This window comes from Devosia sp. (genome assembly GCF_028290625.1).
Taxonomy (GTDB): Bacteria; Pseudomonadota; Alphaproteobacteria; order Rhizobiales; family Devosiaceae; genus Devosia.
Genome location: NZ_JAQGJM010000038.1, coordinates 227,508 through 252,518, shown reverse-complemented (window position 1 = coordinate 252,518; position 25,011 = coordinate 227,508). Strand labels below are relative to the sequence as shown.

Genomic DNA, 25,011 nt, shown 5'->3' with positions numbered 1-25,011 from the left:
GGTCCATCAGCGTGATGGCCTTGAGCAGCCAGGCCAGCTGATAGTCCTTCTTGACCGTCCGCCGCGCGCCGATGCTGCCGGCCCGCCGTTCCAGCGCCGAGCGGTTCATCCGCACCCGCCCGACCCAATCGAGATCGAGCGGAAAACCCGGATTGCGACGGTGCGCCGGAACGTGCTGCGTATCGACGACCTTGAGGCTCATGCCAAATCCTCGCAGACTTGAGAATCGAAGCGGGCAGGGGACCGTTGGCAATGCGCTTCAAGCGCAGCGACGAGGCCCTGGATAAGCAGGCCAGATCGCGTATTTCGCAAACCTTCCGGTCGCCAGTGGACAGACATCTTATCTCCTAGCTCCCCGTGCGCAAACCATGTCAAAATCACCCCGCCAATGTGTCAGTGAGATGACCGAGAGGCAAGAGGTCAGACTTTAGACGTCAGTCGTATTGACGATATGAATTTATAATGCAAAATTCAACAAACAAGCGAGAACGATCGTGAACGAAACCGACTTCACCAGTCTCAGCGAAAAAATCTGGGCCGCCAGCGGGCGGCGCGAGGATCTAGTGGCGCGTGTAGCAAATGCCCTTCGTGAGCAGATATTGTCCGGCCAACTGGTGCCGGGCGCCAAGCTCGTGCCCGAGGCCGAACTGGCCAAGCACCTGGGCATCAGCCGGCCGAGCCTGCGCGAGGCGATCCGCATCCTGGCCCGCGAAGGGCTGATCCTGGTTAAGCATGGCGTGGGCACCTTCATCAGCAAGGACACCAAGCCAATGCTTGGGTCGCTCGAGTTGATGCGTTCGATGACCGACCTGATCCGCGCCGCGGGCGGCGAGCCGTCGTACCGTGATTTGGTCATTACGCAGATCGAGCCGTCCGCCAGCACCGCCGGCGAACTCGAGATCGATGGCGATACGCAGGTGGGGCTGATTTCCCGCGTCCGCCTGATCGATGACACGCCCTTCGTCGTCGCCAAGGAATATGTCGTCCTCGACGGCAATCGCCGCAATTTCGAGGCGCTGTCCAAGTTCGAGGGCGGCTCGCTTTACGCGTTCCTGCGCCAGGATTTTGGCATCACCATCTCCCACAGCAAGGCGCGGATTTCGGCCGTCGCGGCCGATGGGCACATGGCTCAGGTGCTGGGACTGCGCAAGGGCGCACCGCTGATGCTGATGCACGAAATTCACTATGGCTTCGACGGCAAGCCCGTCCTGCTGGCCATCAACTATCACAACACCGAAGTGGTCGAGTTCACTTCGATGCGGTCTGGAGCACCCGTCTGATGCATGCAGACTTCGCCACGCTCGGCAATATCAGCATCGATGACCTCGTGTTCATCGATGGCAGTACCAAGTGGTGCGTGCCGGGCGGCAATGCGGTCTATTCGGGTCTCGGCATGGCGGTCTGGGACGAGCGTCCAGCGATCATCGCGCCGGTCGGGCCGGAATATCCTGTGGCGGACCTGGGCGAGCGGATCGATCTCTCCAATTGCCGGCAATTGCCACGGACGCTGCGCAATTGGGGCCTTTATGAAGAGGATGGTTCGCGCCATTTCATCTTCCGCACCGCAATGCAGAACTGGCATGAATTCAGCCCGGCGCTGAGCGATCTCGATGGCTTCACGTGCGGCCATGCCCATCTGGCACCGATGCCATGGACCCTGCAGATCGAGCTTGCCGAACGGCTGCGCCGCGATGGCACCAAGCTGATCAGCGTCGATGCTGATGACCGTCACCTCCGCGAGGTGGATCAGGCTTCGGTCAAGCGGCTGCTCAACCTGCTCGATCTGTTCCTGCCCAGCAAGCAGGATGCCGAGGCCATGGTGCCCGGCAAATCGCCGCCCGATGCGCTGCGGGTCCTGCGCGAGATTGCGCCGGAATTGCCGGTCATCGCCATCAAGTGTGGCGACAAGGGCCTGATCATGCATGCGGCCGGGCAGGCCGATTATTTCGAAATACCGACGGTGGCGAAGACAGTTGTCGATGCCACCGGCGCCGGAGACGCCTTTTCGGGCGGCACGCTGGTGGGCCTGGCCCGTACCGGCAAGCCGCTGGATGCGGTGCTCTGGGGATCGGTTTCGGCATCGTTTGCCGTGGCTGGATTGGGACCGACGGCGCTGGTTGGCGCCACCAAGCACGAGGCGCAGTGCCGTCTCGATCATCTCAGGACACAGGTGGACGCTCATCGTCTGTGACGATCGCCCGCCCATTATTTTTGCAAGTAGGAGCCTTCAGTGGAAAACGAAAAGACCGTGATGCTGCGTGAAATCGGTATGCAGCCCGAATTTGTCGGCAGCAATATCGATCTGATGCTGGCCAATATGCGCCAGATCCTGGTGGATCGCGACCCCGGCACGCTCGAGCATGGCTTCATGATCGGTTGCGGCGACAGCTATTGCGCCGCGCTCGCCGCCCGCCAGTTCATGATGAAGGCCACCGGCCGCTTCGTCGAACCGGTCGAGGCCCTGGAATTCTCGCGCTATCTCGTCGGCGATCTGCCGGCCAATTCCTTCGTCTTCGGCGTCTCCAATTCTGGCACCGTGTCGCGCACCATCGAAGGTGTCCGCCTGGCTCGGGACCGTGGCGCCTGGACTTTCGCCGTGACCGTCAGCGCCGATAACAAGCTGGCCCAGACCGCCGAGACGCTGATCAAGGTCAACGCCACCCCCAATATCAAGGAACTGCCAGACGGCACGCGCGTCGTGACCCCGGGCTCGATCACCTATACCGCCAGCATGCTCGGCTTGTTCGTCGCCGCCATTGCCATCGGCGAGCGCCTGGGCAACCTGAACGCTGCCCAGTCGGCCAAACTGGTCGCCGAACTGCATGCCACCGCCAAGGCGATGGCCGCATCGGATGCCGGCACGCTGGCTCTGGCCCGCAAGCTCGCGCCGACCTTCACCCCCGACCGTGCGACCGTGATCCTGGGCGGCGGCCCGAACTATTCGACCGCCTATTTCGCCATGGCCAAGTGGTTCGAAGGCCTCACCCGCCCGGCGCATCTGTCGCAGCTCGAGGAATGGGCGCACGAGCACTATTTCATGACCGGCGAAAAGACCGACACTTTCATTATCCTGCCCCCGGGCGCTGGTTATGACCGTGGTCTCGAGCAGGCCGAAGCCGCCCGTGAAATGGGCTCGCGCATCATCATCGTCGGCGAAGAGGGTGACGCGGTCGCGCAGAAGGCCAGCGACATCTACTTCCCCATGCCCAAGGGCATTCCCGAGACGCTGACACCCTTCGTCTACAAGCTGCCGTTCGAATACCTGTCCTGCGAAATCTCGACCGTGCAGAAGATTGCCTTCTTGGGCTTCGACAACAAGAAGCGTCAGGAAGTCAATTTTCGCCAGATCTTCAACTCGCAGGAAGCCAAGACCAGCCAGACGGAGAAGGTGTGATGAGCGAGCTGCTCTCACTCGTTCGCGCCGGCCGCAAGCCGGTCGTGGGCATGGTGCAGCTGCCGGCCTTGGCCGGCGGCGCCAACTACCGGGGCGAAAGTTTCGCCTCGGTGCTGGAGGCGGGCCTCGAGGAGGCCGGCATCCTGGCCGAGAACGGCGTCGACGTGCTGATGGTGCAGAACCTGGGCGATATCCCGGTCGACATGTCGGCGACCGCCGTGCAGGTGGCGTGGATGACGCGGGTCACCGCCGAAATTCGCAATAAATTCGGCAAACCGACCGGCCTGAACCTGCTGGAAAACGATGCGGAGGCAATGTTCGCCATCGCCTCGGCCTCGGGCGCCGATTTCGTGCGCATCAAGATCTATGTCGGCGCGATGATGACCCCGTTCGGCATGGAAACAGCCCAGGCCCACAATGCCATCAAGGCGCGGACCTCCTGGAATGCGGGGCAGGTCGCGATCTTCGCCGACGTGCATGATCGTACCGGCACGCCGATCGCCACTGGTGGCTTCGAAGAGGATGTCGAATTCGCCGTCCGCCTCGGCGGTGCCGATGGGCTGGTGCTCACCGGCAAATCCTATCCGCAGACCTTGGACATGGTGGCGCGTGCTCGCGCCAAGTACGCCGACATCCCGATCCTGATCGGGGGCGGGGTAACCGCATCCAATTTCGCCGAAGTGGCGAGCAAGGCCGACGGGGCCATGGTGTCCACGTCGATGAAAGACTCGGGGAGCGCAGTAGGCCGCTTCATCCCGAGCAAAGTGAGGGAATTCATGGCTGTGGCGCGGACGGTGCAAGATCCCCCAGCAGCTTGAATAAACAGGACAATCGCCGTCAGAGCGATGCCTGTCGAAATGGAACGCAACAGGAGAAAACGATGTCTGGAAATTTTCTGAAGACTGGCCTGGTAGTGCTTTCGCTTTTGACGACCGTGGTGGTTCCGGCTTTCGCCGCCCCCAAGGTCGCCATGATCACCTCCGAATCCGGTCTGGGTGACAAGTCGTTCAACGACATGATGGTAGAAGGCATGGAGCGCGCTAAAACCGAGCTCGGCGCCGACTACGTCGTCATCCAGCCGCGCGCAATTTCCGAATTCCAGTCCGCGCTGGCTCGCGCCGCCGGTCAGGGCTTCGATATCATCATCGGCTCTTCCTTCGACATGATCGAGCCGATGAAAGCCGTCGCCGCCGCGTTCCCGGACCAGAAGTTCGGCCTCGTCGACGTCGGTCCCGAGCCGCTCGGCCCCAACGTCGTCAGCACGGTGACCAAGGATTGGGAAGGCTCGTTTCTCGTCGGCTACATCGCTGCCAAGACCACCAAGACCGGCACCATCGGCTTCGTGGGCGGCAAGGACATCCCGATCATCCACCGCTTCTTCATCGGCTACTATTACGGGGCGATGATGGCCAATCCGGACATCAAGGTGATCGAGACCTATACCGGCTCGTTCACCGACCCCGCAGGTGGCAAGGAATTCACCCTCTCCAATATCAACCAGGGCGCCGACATCAACTTCGCCGTTGCCGGCCCGACCAGCGTCGGCGTCATCGAAGCCGCCAAGAGCACCGGCACCTTCGCCATCGGCGTGGACAGCAACCAGAATTATCTGGCGCCCGGTAGCGTGCTGACCTCGATGGTCAAGCGCGTCGACACCCAGGCTTTCGATATGATCAAGTCGGTCAGCGACAACACCTTCGCCGGCAATCAGGTCAAGATGTATGGTCTGGCTGAAGACGGGGTTTCCGCCGCCATGGACGACAACAACAAGGGCCTGATCTCCGACGCCGTGCTGGCCGAGGTCGATACGCTCAAGGCCAAGCTGCTGTCGGGCGAGATCGTGGTGCCGAACTACTTCGAGCTCAAGGCTGGCCAGGCCGAGATGGGCACGCCCCCGATCGCGACGCCGCCGTCGATCGCGACTGCCACGACGCTGGCACAGTAAAGTCGACACTCCCGGAGCTGCGGCAACGCCGTCGCAGCTCCAATCCGGCTAGGCAAAGGACAAGACTATGCCCGACGCTTCAGTGCCCGTCGTCAGCATGCGCAATATCGTCAAGCGCTTCGGCAATTTCACCGCCATCCACTCGGCGAGCATGGATATCCGCCGCGGCGAGATACATGCCCTGGTCGGCGAGAACGGCGCGGGCAAGTCGACCCTGATGAACATTCTCTACGGCTTGCTGCCCCGCACCGATGGCGACATCGACCTGCGCGGCGAGCCGGTTCGTTTCGCCAATCCCAAGGAAGCCATCGCCCTGGGTATCGGCATGGTGCACCAGCATTTCAAACTGGCGCCGTCCTTCACTGTGGCCGAGAACATCATTCTCGGCTCCGAACCGCTCAAATCCTTCGGCCGGCTCGACCGCATCCGCGCCGAGCGCGAGACCAAGGCGATCAGCGAACGCTTTGGGCTTAATCTCGATCCAAGAGCGATCATCGCCACGCTGCCGGTCGGCTTGCGCCAGCGCGTCGAAATCCTCAAGGCGCTCTATCGCGAGGCCGAAATCCTGATCCTCGACGAACCAACCGCGGTCCTGACGCCCCAGGAAACGCGAGAGCTGTTCGCCACCATGCGCTCGCTGGCCGATAGCGGGCACTCGATCATTTTCATCACGCACAAGCTGCGCGAAGTGCTGGCCGTCTCCGACCGCATTTCGGTGATGCGTCAGGGTCGTATCCTATCGACCATCGACAACAAGAATGTGACTGCGCAGGAGATCGCCAGCCTGATGGTGGGCCGTTCAGTGCTGCTGCGCGTGGCCAAGAATGAGGCCAAGCCGACCGGCGAACTGCTGCTCGACGTCAAGGGCCTGACGGCTCTGGGTGAGCGCGGCGAGACGGCGGTAGACAATCTTTCGCTGAGCGTCAGCGCTGGCGAAATCGTCGGACTGGCCGGGGTCCAGGGCAATGGCCAGGATGAACTGGTCGAGTGCATTGCCGGGTTGCGCCGCCCCGTCGGTGGGCAGGTGCAGATCTGCGGCACGCCGCTGCGGCCCAATCCGCGCGGCAATCGCGAGGCCGGACTGGCCTATATTCCAGCCGATCGTGGCGACCTCGGACTGTCGCTCGAAAGCTCGATCTGGGAGAACATGACCGTCGGCCATTTGGGCAAGTTCAAAGCCGGTCCGTTCTTTGCGGCCACCCGCGCCAAGCAGCGCGCCGCCGAACTGATCGCCCGTTTCGACGTCCGTGGCGCCACGCCCGATAAGGCCGCCGGATCGCTCTCGGGTGGCAATCAGCAGAAGGTGCAGATCGCTCGTGAGTTGACCCGCGATGCTCGCCTGATCATTGCCGAACAACCGTCACAGGGCGTCGATATCGGCGCCATCGAGGCGATCCACCGCACGCTGGTGGAGATGCGCGATGCGGGCAGGGCGGTGTTTGTGGTCTCGGCCGATCTCGACGAGGTGCTGTCGATCTCCGACCGCGTCTTGGTCATTTATCGTGGCCGCATCGTCGCCAACCTCAAGGCCGCCGATACCGATGCCGAGGAAGTGGGCCGCTATATGGGCGGCCTGGACGAAGAGCCGGCCAGCGTCGGCGCGCTCCCGAAGGAGACCCAGCATGTCGTTTGAAACCACAGGTTCGGGTCCGGGTATGGCCGTACTCAATTTCTGCCGCCCAGCTGTCCAGCCCATCGTCGCTGTGTTGATCGCCACCATCGTCGGCGGCCTGCTGGTGTTGGCCCTGGGCGAGAATCCGATCGAGGTCTATGGGCTGCTGATTTCAGGCAGCCTAGTCGGCGTGCCCAACCTGCTGGTGACGCTGCAGATGATGACGCCGCTGCTATTCACCGGGCTGGCCGTCGCCATCTCGTTCCGCGCGGGGCTATGGAATATCGGCGCCGAGGGCCAGATGCTGGTTGGCGCTCTGTTTGCCGGCGTGGTTGGTTATGCCTTTCCGATGCCGTGGTTCCTGCACTTGCCGCTGGCGATCCTAGCCGGCTTTGTCGGCGGGGGATTGTGGTCAGCCATCCCGGCTTTGCTGCGCGTCTATCTCGGCGTCAACGAGCTCGTCGTCTGCCTGATGCTCAATCCGATCGCGCTGTTGCTGACCGGGTTCTTCGCCACCCACGTCTTCAAGGCGCCGGGGCCGACCAACAAGCTGCCCGATATTGCGCCCAGCGCGGCGCTGCCGACCTTTTCGGTCTATTCGCAGGTTAATGCCGGCATCTTCATCGCGCTGGCGTGCTGCATCATCTTCGCCATCATCAATGTGCGCACCGTGCGCGGCTTTGAGTGGAAGATCATGGGGCTCAGTCCGCGCTTCGCCTATTATGGCGGGATCAATGTGCCGCGCCGCGCAATCTGGGTGATGATCCTGAGCGGCGGTATTGCAGGCCTCGCCGGTGCCGAGCAGGTGCTCGGCCAGTATGGCGCCTTCTACGACAATTTTTCCCCCGGCTATGGCTTCGATGGTATCGCGGTGGCAATGCTGGCCAACTTCAACCCGATCGGTGTCATCGTCGCGGCCTTCCTGTTCGGTGCCCTCAATGGCGGCAGCGGCGTGCTGCAGATGATGACCGGGCTGAGCAAATACCTGGTGCAGGTGCTGCAGTTCATTACCGTGCTGGTGCTGGCGGCGCAGTTCTCCTGGGATTGGCTGATCCTGCGCCTGTTCCCGGAGCCACCGCCGAAATCGCCCGACGCCGTCGAGCCCGTCAACGCCACCCCAACGGAGGCCTGAAATGGATCTGGAAATCCTCAATTCCGCCGTCCGCATTTCGACCCCGTTGGTCTTCGCCGCCATGGGGGGGCTGCTGACCTATCAGGCCGGCATGCTCAATATCGCGCTCGATGGCTTCATGATCGTGGCGGCGTTCACCGCCGTCGCCACCGCCTATTTCACCGGCAGCCTGGAATTGGCGCTGCTGGCGGCGATCCTGGCCTCGATGCTGCTGGCCGCGCTGATGGCGATGTTCAACATCAAGTTCCGCGCCCATATCTTCATCGCCGGCACGGCCGTGACCTTTCTCGCCTATGGCCTGACGGCGCTGCTGCTCAAGGGCGTGCTGGGGCAGGACGGGGTGTTCACCTCCGACCGCATCCCCACCTTCCCGGTCATCCATCTCCCGGTTATCGAGAACATCCCGATCATCGGCGAAATCTTCAGCGGCCACACCATCCTGGTCTATGTCGCCTATGTTTTCGTACCGATCGTCGCCTGGACGCTGTACCAGACCAAATGGGGCCTGCAGCTGCGGGTCGTCGGCGAAGCGCCCGAAGCGGCGGCCGCAGCCGGCATCAATGTGGACTGGGTCAAGTTCCAGGCCATGCTGCTGTCCGGACTGTTCTGCGGTTTTGCCGGCGCTTACCTGTCGCTCGCCTATGTTTCGCTCTTCGCCAACAAGATGACCAATGAGCGCGGCCTGATCGCGCTGGCGGCCATCTTCTTCGCCCGCGGCAATCCGTATCTGACCGCAATGGTGGCCATCCTGTTCGGCACCGCCACAGCACTGTCCGTGCGCCTGCCGCAAGTGACCGGGCTTGCCCCCCAATTGCTGCAGCTCATCCCCTATGTGGTGACGGTGCTGGCGCTGGTGCTAGTGGGATGGCGCACGACGCGTGCCCGCAGCCGCCACAGCGCCTGGCGCTTCGATATCGGCTAGGGGGTTTTAACTCCCCGACGAAAAGGCCGCGCTCCGGTTTGGAGCGCGGCCTTTTTGGGTTTGATGCGGCGATATCAGGCGGCGTTGCCGGAGCGGATTGCGTCGCGATAGGCGAGCAGGCCAGCAGCGAGATCGAGGCGCGGGCGCCAGCCGAGTTCGCGGTCGATCTTGGTGATATCGAAGGCGCTCTGCACATCCGGCACGTCATCGGCCCCGGCCACCAGATTGACCCGCGCCCCCGCAATGGTCCGCCGCGCAATCTCGGCAATCTGCGGCATAGTCATTTCGAGGTTAGAGACGTTATAGGCACGCGACGGCAGGCTCTTGGCCTCGAGCACCGTCAGCAGTGCATCGGCGACATCGTCGACATGGATATAGTGATATTTGAAATCGTCCTCGCAGGGGATTTCGGTCGGCAGGCCCTTCTCGGTGTTGCGGATGATATCGCCGAGATAGCAGTTGGCCCGCCGGTACGGCCCATAGACGCGCGCAATGCGCAGGCTGATGCCGTCGAGGCCGTATTCGGTGGCAAAGCCGTCGACTAGCGCCTCGCCGGCAACCTTGGAGGCGCCATAGACCGAGGTTGGATGCAGCGGCGTGGTCTCGGTGATCGTGCCGGGGCCGACATCGCCATAGGCCGAGACCGACGAGCAGAACACGAAGCGCTTCATGCCGTGCCGCCGCGCGATATCGAGCAGCCGCGCGGTCGCGGTGATGTTGACATCGACCAGCAGCATCGGCTTGCCAGCGGCCAGCATCGGCCCGGAAATGCCGCCGCAATGGATGATCGCCTCGATGCCGTTCTGGGTCACGAGCGCATCGAGCGGGCCTGCATCGTCCAGCCCCATGATCGTGAGGCTGGTGTCGCCGCGGCCGAAATCAGTGACGTCGATCGCCGTGACCTGGTGGCCGGCGCGCTGCAGCGTCTGGCGCAGCGTCATGCCGACGAGGCCAGCGCCACCGGTGACGAGAATCTTCACAGCGCCACCATGCCGCCATCGACGCTGAGATCGGCGCCGGTCATGAACGAGGAGCCCTCGCCACAGAGGAACACGATGGTACGGGCGACTTCCTCGGACTGGGCGAAGCGGCCGATTGGCGTCAGCGGCAGGAAGGCGGCGCGCTGCTCGTCGGTGACTTCCTTCTGGATGCCGGTCATCGTGGTGCCGGGTGAGACCGAATTGATCTGGATGTTCTGCGAGGCATACTGCACGCCGGCCTGCCGCGTCAGCGCCAGCACCGCGCCCTTGGAGGCGCAATAGGCGGCGGCATTGCGCAGGCCGATGTGGGCGGCGGTAGAGGCTACGTTGCAGATTTTGCCTTCCTTCTTGGCCAGCATGATCGGCAGAACAGCGCGCATGCCCAGCCACACGCCCTTGGCGTTGATATCCATCACCCGGTCCCAGGACTCTTCGGTGACATTGACGGCGGTATCGTTCGGCACCGCGATGCCGGCATTATTGACCAGCGCGTCCACGGTGCCGAACTGCGTGATGGTCTGGGCGACAAGGTCTGTCCAGGCAGCGACGTCGCGCACGTCCATGGTGACGGCGATCGCCTTGCCGCCCGCTTCGGCCAGCTCATCTGCCGCGGCTTCGGCGCCCTTGATATCAACGAGCACGACATTGGCGCCGCCCGCAGCGAAGAGACGCGCCGTGGCCCGGCCGATGCCGTCGCCCGCGCCCGTTACGATGACCGTCTTGCCGGTGAATTCGCTCATGGAAGGCTATCCTTGGATGGTTCGGCGCGGCGCCATTGCCGCTGCCGGAAGGGTTGCGAGAAAATGGAGAAGGGCGCGGTCGCGCCCCGGCGCCGCCACCAGCTGCATGCCGATACCGCCCGCATCGGGCGTGGTGGCAACGGGGATGGACAGCGCGCAAAGCCCGGCGACATTCATCCAGGCGGTGAAGATCGCATGCCCGCGCGGCCCGGCCGGGCGGCCGTCGATGAGTGGCGGGAATGGCTCGGCGGCCGGCCAGGCGAGGGCCGCCGTGGTGGGGCAGAGCAGCAGATCGAAGGTGTCGAACAAGCGAGCCGCTTCGACGCGGATCTGCATGCAAGCGTCCCAGGCGTGGAGGTAATCGATGGCGGAGAGGGCGCGGCCGCGTTCGGCTGTGGCGCGGGCATTGTCGCCGATCAGCGCCTCGGCCTGGGGGTATTGGGACAGATGCCAAGCAAGGCCAGTGGCGGCCACGGTGCCCCAAGCCCCGTTGACGCGGTCGAGATCGAACGGGGCGGGAATATCTGCGATGCGGCCGCCGGCGGCGGCGAGCGCGGTGGCGAAATTGTCCGAGGCGCGAGTAATGCGCGGATCGACCGGCGCACTGCCGAGCGCGTTGAAATAGCCGATGCGCGGCGCCTGTGAGAACGGCTCGTCGGCGGCGAGGGTGGCAAAAGATCGCTGATCGCGCTGGTCGAAGCCGGAGAGTACGTCGAATGCGGTGCGCAGGTCCGTGGGCGTTCTGGCGATTGGGCCGACGACTTCGAAATCGGCGAGGATCTGCGCAAAGCCGCCAGCACGCGCCACTTGGCCGATCGACGGCTTGATGGCGAAGAGGCCACAATGCGCGGCAGGTCGGCGTAGCGAACCACCACCATCGGTGCCCAGCGCAAGGGGGCCAATGCCGGCCGCGACCGCTGCGGCGCCGCCACCGGTGGAGCCGCCGGGGGTCATGCCCGGAGCCAGCGGGTTCTGCGTGACGCCGAATAGCTGATTGTCGGTGTAACCCTGCAGGGTGAATTCAGGGACGTTGGTTTTGCCGATGATGATGGCACCGGCCTTGCGCAGGCGCTCGACCGGCGGCTCATCTGCCTGCGGGACGAAATCGTGGTAAAGCCGACTGCCCCAGGTGGCGGGCAGCCCGGCCGCATGCAGATTGTCCTTGATGGTTAGGGGGACGCCATCAAGTGCTGACAGTGAGTTGTGGCTGGCCCAACGTTCGGCCGAAGATCGTGCAGCCTGGAGCGCGGCGGCGCGATCTTCGGCAATCACCGCATTGATATCGGCATTGACGGCAGCGATGCGGGCATGAACTGCCGCTAGCGCCTCGACCGGGGTGAAGGTGCCCGTGCCATAACCGGCGACCAGTTCGCCTGCCGTCAGGTCGGCGAGGTCGGCCAGGTTGCTCATGCCAGCGGCTCCGGCACATCGCGGTAAAGCCGCTCGAGCTGGCTGAGGAATGCCGGTTGCGTTTTCTTGAGCGTGCCGGCCACGGGGTCGGCGCCCTCCAGCATGGTATCGGTTGCGGCACGCGACAGGCTGACCACGAATTCCACCCGCTCGCGCCGTCGCGCTTCGACGCGCGCCGGCACCAGGTCCAGCGGTTCACCGCGATCCAGCGCCCGGCGTACCTCGTCCACCAGCACGCAAGCATCCTCGACAGACTGGGTGGCGCCTTGGCCAAGCGTCGGCACCATGGGGTGGGCGGCGTCGCCGAGTAGCAACACGCCAGGCGGCCCGGCGAATTGCACAGTGCCATCCTGAAGTCGCGCCCAGTGGATGCGATCCGCATAGGTTTCGACTGCGTCGACGAGGAATTTGGTGTGCGCGGTCAGCGAGCCGTTCTGCGGGGTGTAGAGGCCGCGCAGGGCAGGGCCCAGCTTGGCGGTCTCGGGGATAGGGCTGTCTGCCGGAATGGGGAACGAGCCGGCGATGTAGACGAAATCGCCCGGCACGCGGAAGGCCAACAGCCGGTTGGGGCCGTTGAACCACTGGCCGTAGTCGTCGATCGGGCAATCGATGCCGGCCGGCACCAGCAGGCGGTAGAGGCAAACGCCGAGAAAGTTCGGCGGCTCCTGGCCCCATTGGGTCTGGCGCGCCACCGAATAGCGGCCATCGGCGGCGATGATCAGGTCGATACCGCAGATGCGCTTGCCGGGGGCGCCGGACGCGTCCTGCACGTCAACGAACAGGCCCTCGTCGCCGTGGCTGATGCTGGTGAGTTCGGTGCCGAAGCGGATATGGCGGGCAATGGGCCGGCGCAGCAAAGCATAGAGCTCGGCCCAGCGGATGCGGATGCCGGCATTGTCCGCGACCGTCCCCAGATCGAGATTCATCAGTGGAGTACCGTCGGTCAGCTCCACCGTCCACTGCTTCCACGGCAGCGAGTTGTCGATCAGCGTTCGCGCCCGTTCGGGCATGATCGCCGCCAGCGCCTTGATGGCGTTGGGGCCGATATTCAGACCAGTCCCGGCATCGATCTGGCCCGTTTCAGCCGCGCGTTCCAGGCAGATCAGCTCGATATCGCTACGCTCGGCGAGGCCAGAGACGGCAAGGCTGCCGGCGATCCCGGCCCCCACCACGACAATTTTCGGCTTGGTTCCGGTGGTCATCTCAACTGTCTCTATTGGCCGATCAGGCGTTGCGTTCGGCGATCAGGGCGATCATGCCGCCACCATCGGGGCCCTGGTGTTCGGCGCCGCCGGACACGAAGAGAGCCGTGTCGTTGACCACGCTGGCGACGATGGCGCCGACGGCGGCGCGGATGTGGCGCTGCGGGTCGATATCGCCGTCATTGAGCATGGTGTGGCCGCGGCCGCGGATCTTGCCGTCGCGCGAAGCCTCGCATTTGACGAAACCGGCACGCAGGCGTTTCGCATCCGCCGCACTGACTTGCGGGTTGGCGGGGAGTCCGAGGTCGGCGAGCGCGCGATAAATGCCGGCTGTGTCGAGCGCATCATTCATGGCGGCATGCGCGATGGCGAGCGGACCGGACCAGGCCGAACTCATGCCGATGACGATCACCTCGTTGCCGCGCACTTCGACGCCGGCCGAGCAACTGGCGACGGAGGAGAACTGACTGAAATCATTGAGCAGGGCGCTTTCAAGCCCTGCCGACTCGCCGAGTGCCTTGGCCACGCCGAGGGCCGAACCCGCACGGCCATAGCCCATCAGTTTGCCGGGATTGTCGGTGACGGGCGGCGTGCCCGCATCCCGATCGGCGATGATCTCGGCCAGAGTGAACGCCGGTCCCTTGGTTTGCACGAAATGCACGTCGGCGCGGTCGACTTTCGCCGCGGCCATGGCTTGTTCGACAGCGGCGGCCGTGAGGTCGATCTGGCGCTGACGGCCAATATCGTGGGGCCGGAAATCGGGGGTGAAGGCGACGCCGATGGCCAGCGACTTGCCGCCAGTGGGCGCCGTTTCGTCCGGAACGGCGGTGAAGACGCTATAGTGCGGCGACAGCACGCCTTCGACGCCGCCGGAGAATACGAAGGGGACGCGAGCGCGCACGGCCTCGGGTGTATCGCCAGTTTTCTCGGCGATCAGCAGGGCCAACGACAGGGTGAGATAGCCGCGCGTATAATCGTTCACGAGGCCATTGCCGTGGGTCTTGCCGATCACGGCCACGATGGTCTTGGGATCGATCTGCCCGCTGTCGATGGCTTGGCGGAGGCCGGACACATCGCCGGGATCGGGCAGGGCGAACCGCACTACGTCTGCGCGCAAAGAAGCCTCCAAAGCAATGTCATTAGACCTTAGGGGACAGAGGTCTGATCTCTTGATAGTAGCGACATGTTTTGCTGAAGCGCAAGAGCGTCGATTACGTCTTTCGTCGCAATTCGGACCCGTGGCGCGGATCACGCAAACCGGACGGTCGGGGTGGCCGACTTGTATGGGAGCGCGGTTTTATGCCAGAAGGGCGGTGATTTTCGACCGGAGAACCGCCTTGGCATCGACGCTGCTGCAACAGGGGGCATTGCACCACAATGTGAGCGATGCGCTGCGCGACATGATCGTCGCCGGCGATCTGGCGCCCGGCAGCAAGGTACGCGAACCCGAACTGTGCGAGCGCTTCGGCATTTCGCGGACGCCATTGCGCGAAGCCCTCAAGGTGCTGGCCTCCGAGGGACTGATCCAGCTTCTGCCGCGCCGCGGTGCCTATGTGGCGCAAATCACCCAGGCTGAGATCGACGAATTGTTCCCGATCATGGCAGCGCTGGAGGCGCTGGCTGGTGAACTCGCGACCGCGCGGCTGACCGACAAGGATATCGCCAAGTTCCGCAAGCTGCATGAAGAGATGTTTGCCTGCCACGCTGCGGGCAATGAGAAAGACTATCTGCGGCTCAATCGGGAAATCCATCAGTATCTGTTCGCCGTGGCCGCCAATGGTGCCCTGACCACGATGTATGAGCAAATCCTGGTGCGCATCCATGCAGTGCGCTTCGTCACCCGCAAGTCGGCGGAGCAATGGAGCCGAGCCGTCGACGACCACCGTTCCATCCTCGACGCCATCGAACGGCGCGATGGCGCGCAATTGGCGGCGCTCCTGCGAACCCATCTCTTGGGCACGGCCTCCGACGTCGCCCGCGATACCCTGGTACGCCAGCAGGCCTAGCTTCCCTTCGCCGCAGTCTTTTTCGACAGCCCGCACTCCGGCGTTGCAATCTTTTCGCGTCTGAATTATGAATGCAAAATTCAGATTCGGAGACTTGCCATGATTGCCTCGGACACCGATGCGACTGCGTCCGCTTTGCCTCTGCCGCTTGCCGGCATGCGGGTGCTCGATGTCAGCCAGGTGATGGCGGGCCCGTTCTGCTGCATGCTGCTGGGCGATCTGGGCGCCGACGTCATCAAGGTCGAGCCGCCCGAGGGGGGCGACCAGACGCGACGCGCCATGGGGTTCAAGCTCAAGGGCGACGACAGCCTGGGGTTCCTCAACATGAACCGCAATAAGCGTTCGATCACGCTAGACCTGAAGAGGCCCGAGGGCCGCGAGGTGTTCTACAAGCTCGCCGAGGCCGCCGACGTCATCGTCGAGAACTACCGCCCCGGCGTGATGAAGAAGCTGGGCATCGACTATCCCACCATCAAGGCGATCAATCCCAGGATCATCTATGCCAGCATTTCCGGCTTCGGCCAGACAGGGCCCTGGGCCGACCGTCCGGGGTTCGATCTGATCGCCCAGGCGGCGGCGGGGGTGATGAGCATCACCGGCCATCCCGGTGGCCCTCCGGCCAAGTCCGGCGTGCCGGTCACCGATATCGGCTGCTCGCTGTTCGCGGTCTACGCCATCCTCTCGGCCTATATCGGCCGCCAGGCCAGCGGGCAGGGGCAGCATATCGATGCCTCGCTCTTCGAGGCCGGGCTGGCCTTCGCCATCTGGGACATTTCCGAATTCTGGGGCACAGGCCGCATCCCCCAGCGTATCGGCACCGGCAATCGCATGGCCGCGCCCTATCAGGCGGTACGCTGTGCCGACGGCTACTTCGTCTTCGGCGCCAACAATGACCGGCTGTGGCTGCGGCTCTGCGAGGCGATCGCCCGGCCCGACCTGCCCAATAATCCCCACTACAAGACCAATGCCGATCGCCTGGCCAATCGCGAGGCGCTGATCGCCGATCTCGAATCCACCTTCGCCCAGGCAGGCAAGGACGAATGGGTCGAGCGCCTGCTTGCCGTTGGCATTCCGGCTGGCCCGATCAACGATTACAGCGAAGCGCTCAATAATCCGCACGTGGAAGCGCGCCACGCGGTGATGGAAATCGATCATCCGGTGGAAGGCCGCGTGCGCAATATCGGCTTCCCGGTCAAGTTGGGCGGCACGCCGCAGCAGGTCCGGCGCCATCCACCCCGCTTGGGCGAGCACAATGCGGAGATTTTCGCGGAGCTGGGCATCGCCCCGGAACGGGCGGCGATGGCCTCTGGACAAGCCAAATGAGCGAGGGCCGGGTCACGCTCTCGATCGAGGGCGCCGTGGCGACGGTGCTGTTCGATCATCCCGAAGCCTACAACGCCATGACTTTTGCGATGTACGCGCAACTGGCGGAGGCTTGCACCAAAATCGCCGCAACGCCGAGCCTGCGCGCCGTCGCATTCCGGGGCAAGGGCAAGGCCTTCGTAGCCGGCACCGATATTCGGGAATTTCTCGATTTCGCCGGCGCCGAGGATGGCCTTGCCTACGAGCAGCGCATCGAGGCCGGCATCGCCCAGATTGAGGCCCTGCCGGTGCCCACCGTGGCCATCATCGACGGCGCCGCCATGGGCGGAGGCCTGGTGATCGCCGCGGCCTGCGACCTGCGGCTGGTGTCCACCCGCGCGCGCTTCGGCGTGCCCATTGCCCGCACCGTCGGCAATTGCCTGTCGGCGCGCAATGTTGCCCGCTTGGTTGACAGTTTTGGCCTTGGGGCAGTGCGGGCCATGCTGTTGCTGGCCCAAATTCTGCAGCCCGTACAGGCCGTCACCACCGGTTTCGCGCTCGAGGTGGTCGAACCCGACGTCATCGACTTTCGCGCCGCCGAACTTCTGACCGCTCTCGTCGCCAATGCCCCGCTATCGATCGCTGCCGCTCGCGAAGCGATCCGCCTCGCAGCCCGTGGTGGTGACGATACCGACATGATCCGTCGGGTTTATGGCAGTGCCGACTTCAAGGAGGGCGTGCGCGCTTTCATCGACAAGCGCGCACCGGTTTGGACCGGACGCTGACTACAGTGCCTCGGCCAGCACCGCCATGGCCGCTTCGACGCCGCTCGTCTGCGGTTTGACCCCATAGGCGATCAGGCCCATCTGTACGCCGCCGAGCGTGGCGATCAGCATCATGTCGTTGAAGTCGCCGAGGTGGCCGATGCGAAACACGCGGTCCTTGAGTTTGGAGAGACCGTTGCCCAGCGACATGTTGAACCGGTTGACCATCAGCGCCCGGAAGCCATCGGCGCTGACGCCTTCTGGCATCACCACTGCGGTCAGCACATTGGATTGATGCTCGGGCTCGACGCAGAGCACTTCGAGGCCCCAGGCCTCGACCGCGGCGCGCGTAGCGCGAGCATGGCGGGCGTGGCGGTGGAACACGTTGTCCATGCCTTCCTGCGCCAGTAGATCCAGCGCGGCGCGCAGGGCGAACAGCAGGTTGGTGGCCGGCGTATAGGGGAACTGCCCGGTCAGCGGCGCCGCGCGCATCGCCTCCCAATCGAAATAGGACCGTGGCATGCGCGCGGTTTCGGCCGCCGCTTTGGCCTTGGCGCGATAGGCGTTGAAGCCCAGGCCGGGTGGCAACATCAGGCCCTTCTGCGACCCGGCGATGGTGACGTCCACGCCCCAGTCGTCCTGGTGGTAGTCGACCGAGCCGAGCGAACTGATTGTGTCCACCAGAAGCAAAGCCGGGTGTCCGGCGGCATCGATGGCGGCGCGCACGGCGGCGATGTCGCTCGTCGCCCCGGTCGAGGTTTCGTTGTGCACGACGCAGACGGCTTTGATGGTGTGGACCTTGTCCTCCCGCAGCCGCGCGCCGATCGCCTGGGGATCGGCAGCCTTGCGCCAGTCGCCCGGCAGCAGTTCGGCGTTGAGGCCGAGCTGCCTGGCGAGTTTGAACCATAGCGTGGCGAAATGGCCGGTCTCGGCCATCAGCACGGTATCGCCCGGCGAGGTCACATTGACGAGGGCGGCCTCCCAGGCGCCGGTCCCCGAGGAGGGGAAGATGACGATATCGTCTTTTGTGCCGAAAATCGGCTTGAGATCGTCAAGCAGCGTCTTGGCAAAAGCCGCAAAAGCCTCGCCGCGATGGTCGATCGTCGGCTGCGCCATGGCCGCCAGCACTTTTGCCGGCACATTGGATGGCCCGGGTATCTGCAGGAGCTGCCAGCCCGGGAAATAGGGCTTCGCGTTCGCTATTGCATTCATTTGGCCACTCTCCAACGTCGTTCGGGTTTCGATCGGTCGAGATGATCGTCTCTATCGGCGAGGGCCATCTACACAGAAATGAATTTTGAATGCAATATGAACAAAAGGCGAAATGGACATCGCCGGGTCGGCGGGTTACCGAGGACTCAGTATGGGAAGGAGCTCGGCGATCAGATGCTCGAAGCCGGCCAGCAACTCGTCGATGCTTCGCAGGGCGAAACCCACATTCCACGGCAAAACCTGCATTCCGAGGTTTTGGCGCTATTGCGCACCGCCATCATGGAAGGCCGGTTCAAGCCCAAGGAACGGCTCAACGAACGGCTATTATGCGAGCGCTTCGGCATTTCACGCACGCCATTGCGTGAGGCTTTCAAGGTGCTGGCGGCGGAGGGTCTGCTGACGCTATTGCCCAATCGCGGCGTAGTGGTCACTACCCTCTCGATCGCGGATTTCGAGGCGACGCTTTCCGTCATGGCTCACCTCGAGACCATGATCGGTGAGCAAGCCGCCATCAACAGCGACGAGCAAACCATTACAAAGATACGGGCTTGGCATCACCAGATGTTCGCCCATTTCCTGCGTCAGGAAATGGCGCCGTATTTTGAACTCAACCAGAAAATCCACATCGGCCTGGCGGCCGCCACCGGCAATGCCGTTCTCGTCTCGCTCTACGCCAGCCTCAACGCCAAGATCCTGCGCTACCGCTACCAGGCGAACCTGCAGCCCGAACGCTGGCAAGCCGCCGTCGAGGAACATGAGGATATTCTGTCGGCGCTTATCCTGCGCGATGCCCCGCGCCTTGGCGCCCTGTTACGGCAACATCTCCTGAACAAGGGCGCCGCGATCAAGTCTAGCCTTGAAGAAGGCTAAATGGCCTTCGACTCATGCTCACGCTTTTGCCGAACACGCCGCGCGTCGCTGACCGTCAGCGCCGCGTCAGCTTGATGACCGGAATGATGTCGCGGGTTGTGGTCTCGGCATAGGTGGCGAATTGCGGAAAAAGGCCAGCCTGTTTGGCGTAGATCGTGTCGCGTTCAGTGCCCTCAAGCACGTGGGCACGAACCGGAATGCGCGCGATCGTCGTGCCATCGCCAACGGAAATATCCAGCTCCGGATGCGCCACCACATTGTGGAACCAGGCCGGGTCCTTTGGCCCGCCACCATAGGAAGCGAATACATACCAAGTCCCGTCGCCCTCGGGCAGGAACATCAGGGGCTGTGTTCGCTCAGCGCCTGACTTGGCTCCGATGGCATGCAGCAGGAGCACAGGGGCCCCCGCAAAATAGCCTCCGGGCTTGCCGCCATTGGCGTTGAAGTCGGCGATGACTTGATTATTGAAGTCGCTCATATCCAAAACCTTTCTCGTGTGAACGCTACACACTTGGTGGTCGGCATGCCCATGAGCAAGGGGGCATTGGTGCAGGCCGGTCCACGTGCCGCCGGACCAGCGCCAAAAGAGTTGACTCGACGGTTCCGACTGCTATGTTAACTAGAACATAACAGGAACAAACGCAAGTGCGATACGACCCGCGCCAGCTCTGTATGTTCGATGCGCCTTCCGGCCAGCCAATGCCCTCACGGGAGAAGGCGCGCCGGCGGCCAAACAAGTTTTTCTTCGCTATCCGCCCGCCCGCCGGGGAGGCGACGGCTATATCTCGGCTCGCCGCAACAGTGGCATCACAACACGACGGCGCTCCGCTGAACGCTGATAATCTGCATGTTTCGCTGAATGGCGTCGGCGCCTACGCAACCGTCCCGCCCGATATCGTTGATCGTGCGATCACCGCCGCCGCCGCCGTCGACTTTGCGCCGTTCGAGGTCGTCGTCGATCGCTTCCTGACTTGGGACAACGGCCCCAAGCGGGCCACCGTCCTGCGCTGCAGCGCAGGCGAGGCCGAACTGAAGGCGCTCTACTCGGTGATTTGCACGGCCTTGATGCAGAGCGGTATTCCCGCCGAAGAAGCGCCCGGCACCCCGCACATGACGCTATTCTACAGCATCGCGGTCCTGCCCGAGCAGCATCTGACGAAGCCATTCGCGTGGCGCGTCGATCGGTTCTGTATGATCCACAGCATTCACGGGACAGGGCGCCACAAATTGCGCGGCGAATGGCTCCTTCGCGGCACACGCGCGGTCGACAATGACCAGCCAAGCCCGACCCGCCTACTGTTCTGAACGCGCCATGGCGCCGAACCGCTCGCTTTAGCGTGTATGCCGGTCCAACTCTGCAAGCACCGGGAACCGCTGCATTTGCAATATGGAAGCCACGTGCTAAACGTGCGCGCAATTCGGCTCAAGACCATCAGGCACGCCATGTCTCAGGATAATATTTTTCGCGAAGTCGACGAGGAACTGCGCTCCGACCGGATGCGCTCGTTCTGGCGCCGGTTCGCGCCCTATGTCATTGGGGCCGCGGTCCTCGTCGTGGTCGGCGTCGCCGCCAATGAGGGCTGGACCTGGTATCACGCCAACAATGCCGCCAAGTCGTCGGACGAGCTTTATGCTGCGTTCGACCTCGCCGACGGCGGCGATATGGCTGCGGCGCAGACCCAGCTCGATGCGCTGGTCGCCGATGGCTCGGGCAGCTATCCGATGCTGGCCCAATTCAAGCAGGCCGGTCTGCTCGCCAAGGATGGCAAGGTGACCGAGGCGGTAGCCGCGTATGATGCGCTGGCCGTCGGCCTTTCCAACCAGCGCCTGCGCGAGCTCGCTTTGGTGCTGGGCGGTACTTTGATGGTCGATGCCGGCACGCTGGCCGATGTGCAGCAGCGCGTCGAAACCATCGCCACCGAAGGCAATCCCCTGCGCAATGCCGCCCGCGAGGCAATGGGCCTGGCCCAGTACAAGGCCGGCAAGTTTACCGATGCCCAGGCCAGCTTCCAGGCCGTCATCGATGACCCGATGAGCCAAAGCACCGTGCGCAACCGCATGGGCTATTACATCGCGGCCCTGACGTCGGCCGGCGATATTGCGCCCGCGCCGGTCGATCAGGCGGCCGAAGACGCCGCCTCGGCCGTCCAGGATATCGTCGGCAATGACATTACGGTCACGCCGACCGCACCGACACCCACGGTGCCCGCAGTGACCCCGGCTCCTGCCGCACCGGCGGCCGTGGCACCGGCGCCTGCTCCGGCCGCGCCCTCGATCGATCCTTCGGCATCCGCGCCGGCTGCTCCCGCCTCCACACCTGCGCCTGCCGCAACACCCGCGCCCGCCGCCGATGCCACCACGCCTGCTGCCCCTGCGGAGGCTGAGCCGACCCTCGAATAGGGCCGGCCGCCTTCCCTCTGATCGGATATCTCTACCATGACCGTCACCGTTGCTATTGTCGGTCGCCCCAATGTCGGCAAGTCCACGCTGTTCAACCGCCTCGTCGGTCGCAAGATCGCGCTGGTGGATGACACCCCCGGCGTCACCCGCGACCGCCGCGAGGCCGAAGGCCACATTGCCGACCTGACCTTCCGCATTCTCGATACTGCGGGCTATGAGGACGTCACCGACGGCAGCCTCGAAGACCGCATGCGCCAGCAGACCGAGCTGGCGATCAAGGAAGCCGACGTCATCCTGTTCATGATCGATGCCCGCGCCGGCGTGGTGCCGCTCGATCAGCGCTTTGCCCAAGTGCTGCGCAAAGCCGGCAAGGTGGTGCATCTCGTCGGCAACAAGGCCGAAAGCAAGGCCGCCGAATCGGGCCTGGTCGAAGCCTTCAAGCTTGGTTTCGGCGAGCCCATCGCGCTGTCCGCCGAACACGGCCTGGGCATGTCCGAGCTCTATTCCATCGTCTCGCAGGCCATCGACGCCGCGGCTCTGGTGCAGGATGCCAAGGCCATCGCCGATCTCGAGGACATGCCCGAGATCGATGTCGATATCACCGAGGACATGCTGGAAGGCGAGGGGGACGAGGCCACGCTGCGCTGGAATCCTAAGCGCTACCTCAACGTTGCCATCGTCGGGCGTCCCAATGCCGGCAAGTCCACCCTGATCAATCGCATGGTCGGCGAAGACCGCGTGCTGGTCGGCCCCGAAGCCGGCATTACCCGCGACAGCATTCTTGTGCCGTGGGAATGGGAAGGCCGCGTCATCAATCTGGTCGATACCGCGGGCATTCGCCGTCGCGCGCGCGTCCAGGAAAAGTTGGAAAAGCTTGCCGTCGGCGATAGCCTGCGCTCCATTCAATATGCCGAAGTCGTCGTGCTGATGCTCGATGCCACCATCCCGTTCGAAAAGCAGGATTTGGCGCTGGCCGATCTGGTCGAACGCGAGGGGAGGGCGCTCGTCATCGCCGTCAACAAATGGGATCTGATCGAGGACAAGAACGCCGCCTTGGCCGCCCTCAAGGAAGCCTGCACGCGCCTCCTGCCGCAGATTCGCGGCGTCCCGCTAGTCACACTCTCTGGCCTCACCGGCAAGAATATCGACAAGCTGATGGACGCGATCTTCAAGATCGAGCGTTCGTGGAATTCCCATGTCTCGACCGCGCGGCTCAATCGCTGGCTCGCCGGCATGGTCGAGGGGCATCCGCCCCCGGCCGTCTCGGGGCGTCGCCTCAAGATTCGCTACATGACCCAGGCCAAGACCCGGCCGCCCAGCTTCATCCTCTTCGCCTCGCGCCCCGACGCGTTGCCGACGGCTTACCTGCGCTATCTAACCAATGGCCTGCGCGAAGCCTTCGACATCCAGGGTGCTCCCATCCGTCTCTGGGTCCGCGCGGGCAGCAAGAACCCCTACGACGACGTGTCCAAGCGCAGGCTGGGCTAGCAAGGCCTGCGCTTGCTCGAAGCCAGTGGTTACGACGACTGATCGAGAGGGTCTCCCTCCCCCTCGCGGGGAGGGGACAGGGGTGGGGGACGGTTGGCCACTCAGCGCTGTCGTCACCAGTGCCCCAAGCCCATACCCCACATACAAATTCTCCAAGCCCATGGCGTTATCCTGTCGATTGCCACTATAACTACCTCGTCCTAAGCGACCCGATGCTGAGTGCGGGGCCGCATATTGTGAAACCATCTTGTTCGTAGAAATCCTGATTGTCGTCGTTCTGACCATCATCAACGGTGCGTTGTCGATGTCCGAATTGGCGGTCGTGTCTGCCCGTCCTGCGCGTCTGCGCGTCTTTGCCGATCAAGGCAATAAGGGCGCCGCCATCGCCATCCGCCTTGCCGAAGACCCCGGCAAGTTTCTCTCCTCCGTGCAGATCGGCATCACCCTGGTTGGCGTGCTCTCCGGCGCGTTCTCCGGCGCTACTTTGGGCCTGCGCCTTACCGATTGGCTCGAAACCGTCGGCGTCGCGCCCAATGTCGCCGATGTGCTCGGCGTGGTGATCGTGGTGGTGGTCATCACTTATCTGTCGCTGATCCTGGGCGAATTGGTGCCCAAGCAGATCGCCCTGCGCGATCCCGAGCGGGTCGCTGCCCGCGTCGCGCCGACCATGCAATTGCTGGCCCAGGTCGGCTCGCCCATCGTCTGGGTCCTCGATATCTCTGGCAAGGCCGTGCTGACCATTCTGGGCCAGCGCGGCGAGTCCGAGGAGACGGTGACCGAGGAAGAGGTCAAGACCATCATCGCCGAGGCCACCACGGCCGGCGTCATCGAAAGCGACGAGCATTCGATGATCTCCGGCGTCATGCGCCTGGCTGACCGCTCCGCGCGCGGCCTGATGACCCCGCGTCTGGACGTCGAGGTGATCGATCTTGCCGACGCTCCCGACGAAATCCGCCGCACCATCGTCGGCACCCATCGCTCGCGCCTCCTGGTGCAGGACGGGGATGCCGACTCGATCATTGGCGTCGTCGCCATCACCGATCTGATTTCCACCTTCGCCAATGGCCAGCCGTTGGAAATCCGCAAATTCGTGCAGCCGGTGCCCGTCGTGATGGATCATGCCGATGCGCTCGACGTCGTCCGCGCCATCCGCAATTCCACCGTCCACATGGCCTTGGTGGTCGACGAGTACGGCCACTTCGAAGGCATCGTCACCTCGGGCGATATCCTCGAAGTCATCACTGGCGTGTTCCAGGAAGAAACCGGCGATGACCCGGCCGTGGTCCGCCGCGAGGATGGTTCGTACCTCGTTGCCGGCTGGATGCCCGTCGACGAATTCGCCGACCGCCTCGGCGTCGCCATCCCCAAGGACGCCAAGTTCGAAACCGTCGCCGGTTATGTCCTGTCGATCATCAACCGCCTGCCCGCCGAGGGCGAAACCTTCGAGCATGGCGGCTGGAAATTCGAAGTCGTCGACCTCGACGGCCGCCGCATCGACAAGGTGCTAATGGCGCGGCTGGACTAGGCCAACGCGCTTCAGTACCTCGCGGGCTTTGCCCGCCGGATCATCAACTCCGGAGCCGTCGTCCCCACCAAGCTATCGCCCACCATATAGTCATCCCCGCGCAGGCG

Annotated in this window: 23 protein-coding genes and 1 pseudogene; 16 read left to right on the top strand and 8 right to left on the bottom strand. The window is 63.8% G+C overall.

What is annotated here, in order from left to right:
• A pseudogene (locus tag JWR51_RS22235) lies at positions 1 to 202 on the bottom strand (deoxyribose-phosphate aldolase); the annotation flags it as partial.
• A gap of 292 nt (positions 203 to 494) precedes the next feature.
• On the opposite strand from JWR51_RS22235, the gene JWR51_RS22230 reads away from it, so the two are divergent.
• The 8 genes from JWR51_RS22230 (at position 495) to JWR51_RS22195 (ending at position 9,005) form a co-directional block, all read left to right on the top strand.
• Complete coding sequence (locus tag JWR51_RS22230; RefSeq protein ID WP_299752961.1) at positions 495 to 1,280, top strand: GntR family transcriptional regulator; 786 nt, start codon at positions 495 to 497, stop codon at positions 1,278 to 1,280.
• Positions 1,280 to 2,191: a carbohydrate kinase family protein gene (locus JWR51_RS22225; protein WP_299752958.1), complete on the top strand. Its 912-nt coding sequence runs from the start codon at positions 1,280 to 1,282 to the stop codon at positions 2,189 to 2,191. The genes JWR51_RS22230 and JWR51_RS22225 overlap by 1 nt, the downstream gene beginning before the upstream one ends.
• A gap of 39 nt (positions 2,192 to 2,230) precedes the next feature.
• On the top strand, positions 2,231 to 3,394 hold the full coding sequence (locus JWR51_RS22220) for an SIS domain-containing protein (protein WP_299752955.1): 1,164 nt from the start codon (positions 2,231 to 2,233) through the stop codon (positions 3,392 to 3,394).
• Complete coding sequence (locus JWR51_RS22215; protein ID WP_299752953.1) at positions 3,394 to 4,212, top strand: BtpA/SgcQ family protein; 819 nt, start codon at positions 3,394 to 3,396, stop codon at positions 4,210 to 4,212. Before JWR51_RS22220 ends, JWR51_RS22215 begins: the two co-directional genes overlap by 1 nt.
• A 62-nt stretch (positions 4,213 to 4,274) precedes the next feature.
• Entirely contained in the window at positions 4,275 to 5,339 is a 1,065-nt protein-coding gene (locus tag JWR51_RS22210) for a BMP family ABC transporter substrate-binding protein (protein ID WP_299752950.1), read from the top strand.
• Positions 5,340 to 5,406: 67 nt separating this feature from the next.
• A complete protein-coding gene (locus tag JWR51_RS22205) occupies positions 5,407 to 6,972 on the top strand; it encodes an ABC transporter ATP-binding protein (protein ID WP_299752946.1) in 1,566 nt (521 codons plus the stop codon).
• A complete protein-coding gene (locus tag JWR51_RS22200; protein ID WP_299752943.1) occupies positions 6,962 to 8,083 on the top strand; it encodes an ABC transporter permease in 1,122 nt (373 codons plus the stop codon). The genes JWR51_RS22205 and JWR51_RS22200 overlap by 11 nt, the downstream gene beginning before the upstream one ends.
• Position 8,084: 1 nt before the next feature.
• Positions 8,085 to 9,005, top strand: a complete 921-nt coding sequence (locus tag JWR51_RS22195) for an ABC transporter permease (protein WP_299752940.1) — start codon at positions 8,085 to 8,087, stop codon at positions 9,003 to 9,005.
• Positions 9,006 to 9,079: 74 nt separating this feature from the next.
• Here the strand turns inward: JWR51_RS22195 and JWR51_RS22190 are convergent, their stop codons facing one another.
• Genes JWR51_RS22190 through JWR51_RS22170 form a run of 5 tightly spaced genes read right to left on the bottom strand, consistent with a single transcriptional unit; the run spans position 9,080 to position 14,454 of the window.
• Complete coding sequence (locus JWR51_RS22190) at positions 9,080 to 9,985, bottom strand: NAD(P)-dependent oxidoreductase (RefSeq protein ID WP_299752937.1); 906 nt, start codon at positions 9,983 to 9,985, stop codon at positions 9,080 to 9,082.
• The gene (locus JWR51_RS22185) at positions 9,982 to 10,725 is read right to left on the bottom strand and encodes an SDR family oxidoreductase (RefSeq protein WP_299752935.1); all 744 of its coding nucleotides are present in this window, start codon (positions 10,723 to 10,725) and stop codon (positions 9,982 to 9,984) included. Before JWR51_RS22185 ends, JWR51_RS22190 begins: the two co-directional genes overlap by 4 nt.
• A gap of 6 nt (positions 10,726 to 10,731) precedes the next feature.
• Entirely contained in the window at positions 10,732 to 12,135 is a 1,404-nt protein-coding gene (locus JWR51_RS22180) for an amidase (RefSeq protein ID WP_299752932.1), read from the bottom strand.
• Positions 12,132 to 13,337, bottom strand: a complete 1,206-nt coding sequence (locus JWR51_RS22175) for an NAD(P)/FAD-dependent oxidoreductase (protein WP_299752929.1) — start codon at positions 13,335 to 13,337, stop codon at positions 12,132 to 12,134. Before JWR51_RS22175 ends, JWR51_RS22180 begins: the two co-directional genes overlap by 4 nt.
• Before the next feature lie 22 nt (positions 13,338 to 13,359).
• The gene (locus tag JWR51_RS22170) at positions 13,360 to 14,454 is read right to left on the bottom strand and encodes a ring-opening amidohydrolase (protein WP_299752926.1); all 1,095 of its coding nucleotides are present in this window, start codon (positions 14,452 to 14,454) and stop codon (positions 13,360 to 13,362) included.
• A gap of 220 nt (positions 14,455 to 14,674) precedes the next feature.
• Between JWR51_RS22170 and JWR51_RS22165 the strand changes: the two genes are divergently transcribed.
• From JWR51_RS22165 to JWR51_RS22155, 3 genes are all read left to right on the top strand, one after another.
• A complete protein-coding gene (locus JWR51_RS22165; RefSeq protein ID WP_299752923.1) occupies positions 14,675 to 15,343 on the top strand; it encodes a GntR family transcriptional regulator in 669 nt (222 codons plus the stop codon).
• Between the two features lie 99 nt (positions 15,344 to 15,442).
• On the top strand, positions 15,443 to 16,666 hold the full coding sequence (locus JWR51_RS22160; protein ID WP_299752920.1) for a CoA transferase: 1,224 nt from the start codon (positions 15,443 to 15,445) through the stop codon (positions 16,664 to 16,666).
• A complete protein-coding gene (locus tag JWR51_RS22155) occupies positions 16,663 to 17,430 on the top strand; it encodes an enoyl-CoA hydratase (RefSeq protein ID WP_299752917.1) in 768 nt (255 codons plus the stop codon). The genes JWR51_RS22160 and JWR51_RS22155 overlap by 4 nt, the downstream gene beginning before the upstream one ends.
• On the opposite strand, the gene JWR51_RS22150 is transcribed toward JWR51_RS22155, so the two are convergent.
• Entirely contained in the window at positions 17,431 to 18,621 is a 1,191-nt protein-coding gene (locus JWR51_RS22150) for an aminotransferase class V-fold PLP-dependent enzyme (RefSeq protein ID WP_299752914.1), read from the bottom strand.
• A 174-nt stretch (positions 18,622 to 18,795) separates the two neighbouring features.
• Between JWR51_RS22150 and JWR51_RS22145 the strand changes: the two genes are divergently transcribed.
• Positions 18,796 to 19,491, top strand: a complete 696-nt coding sequence (locus tag JWR51_RS22145; protein ID WP_299752911.1) for a GntR family transcriptional regulator — start codon at positions 18,796 to 18,798, stop codon at positions 19,489 to 19,491.
• Between the two features lie 55 nt (positions 19,492 to 19,546).
• On the opposite strand, the gene JWR51_RS22140 is transcribed toward JWR51_RS22145, so the two are convergent.
• Positions 19,547 to 19,969 (bottom strand): nitroreductase family deazaflavin-dependent oxidoreductase, encoded by a 423-nt coding sequence (locus JWR51_RS22140; protein WP_299752908.1) that lies wholly within the window; start codon positions 19,967 to 19,969, stop codon positions 19,547 to 19,549.
• Positions 19,970 to 20,136: 167 nt separating this feature from the next.
• Between JWR51_RS22140 and JWR51_RS22135 the strand changes: the two genes are divergently transcribed.
• The 4 genes from JWR51_RS22135 (at position 20,137) to JWR51_RS22120 (ending at position 24,904) form a co-directional block, all read left to right on the top strand.
• A complete protein-coding gene (locus JWR51_RS22135; RefSeq protein ID WP_299752905.1) occupies positions 20,137 to 20,796 on the top strand; it encodes a 2'-5' RNA ligase family protein in 660 nt (219 codons plus the stop codon).
• Between the two features lie 138 nt (positions 20,797 to 20,934).
• The gene (locus JWR51_RS22130) at positions 20,935 to 21,891 is read left to right on the top strand and encodes a tetratricopeptide repeat protein (RefSeq protein ID WP_299752902.1); all 957 of its coding nucleotides are present in this window, start codon (positions 20,935 to 20,937) and stop codon (positions 21,889 to 21,891) included.
• Positions 21,892 to 21,927: 36 nt separating this feature from the next.
• Positions 21,928 to 23,379, top strand: a complete 1,452-nt coding sequence (der, locus tag JWR51_RS22125) for a ribosome biogenesis GTPase Der (protein WP_299752899.1) — start codon at positions 21,928 to 21,930, stop codon at positions 23,377 to 23,379.
• Positions 23,380 to 23,641: 262 nt separating this feature from the next.
• The gene (locus JWR51_RS22120) at positions 23,642 to 24,904 is read left to right on the top strand and encodes a hemolysin family protein (protein ID WP_299753007.1); all 1,263 of its coding nucleotides are present in this window, start codon (positions 23,642 to 23,644) and stop codon (positions 24,902 to 24,904) included.
• Positions 24,905 to 25,011 lie beyond the last annotated feature (107 nt).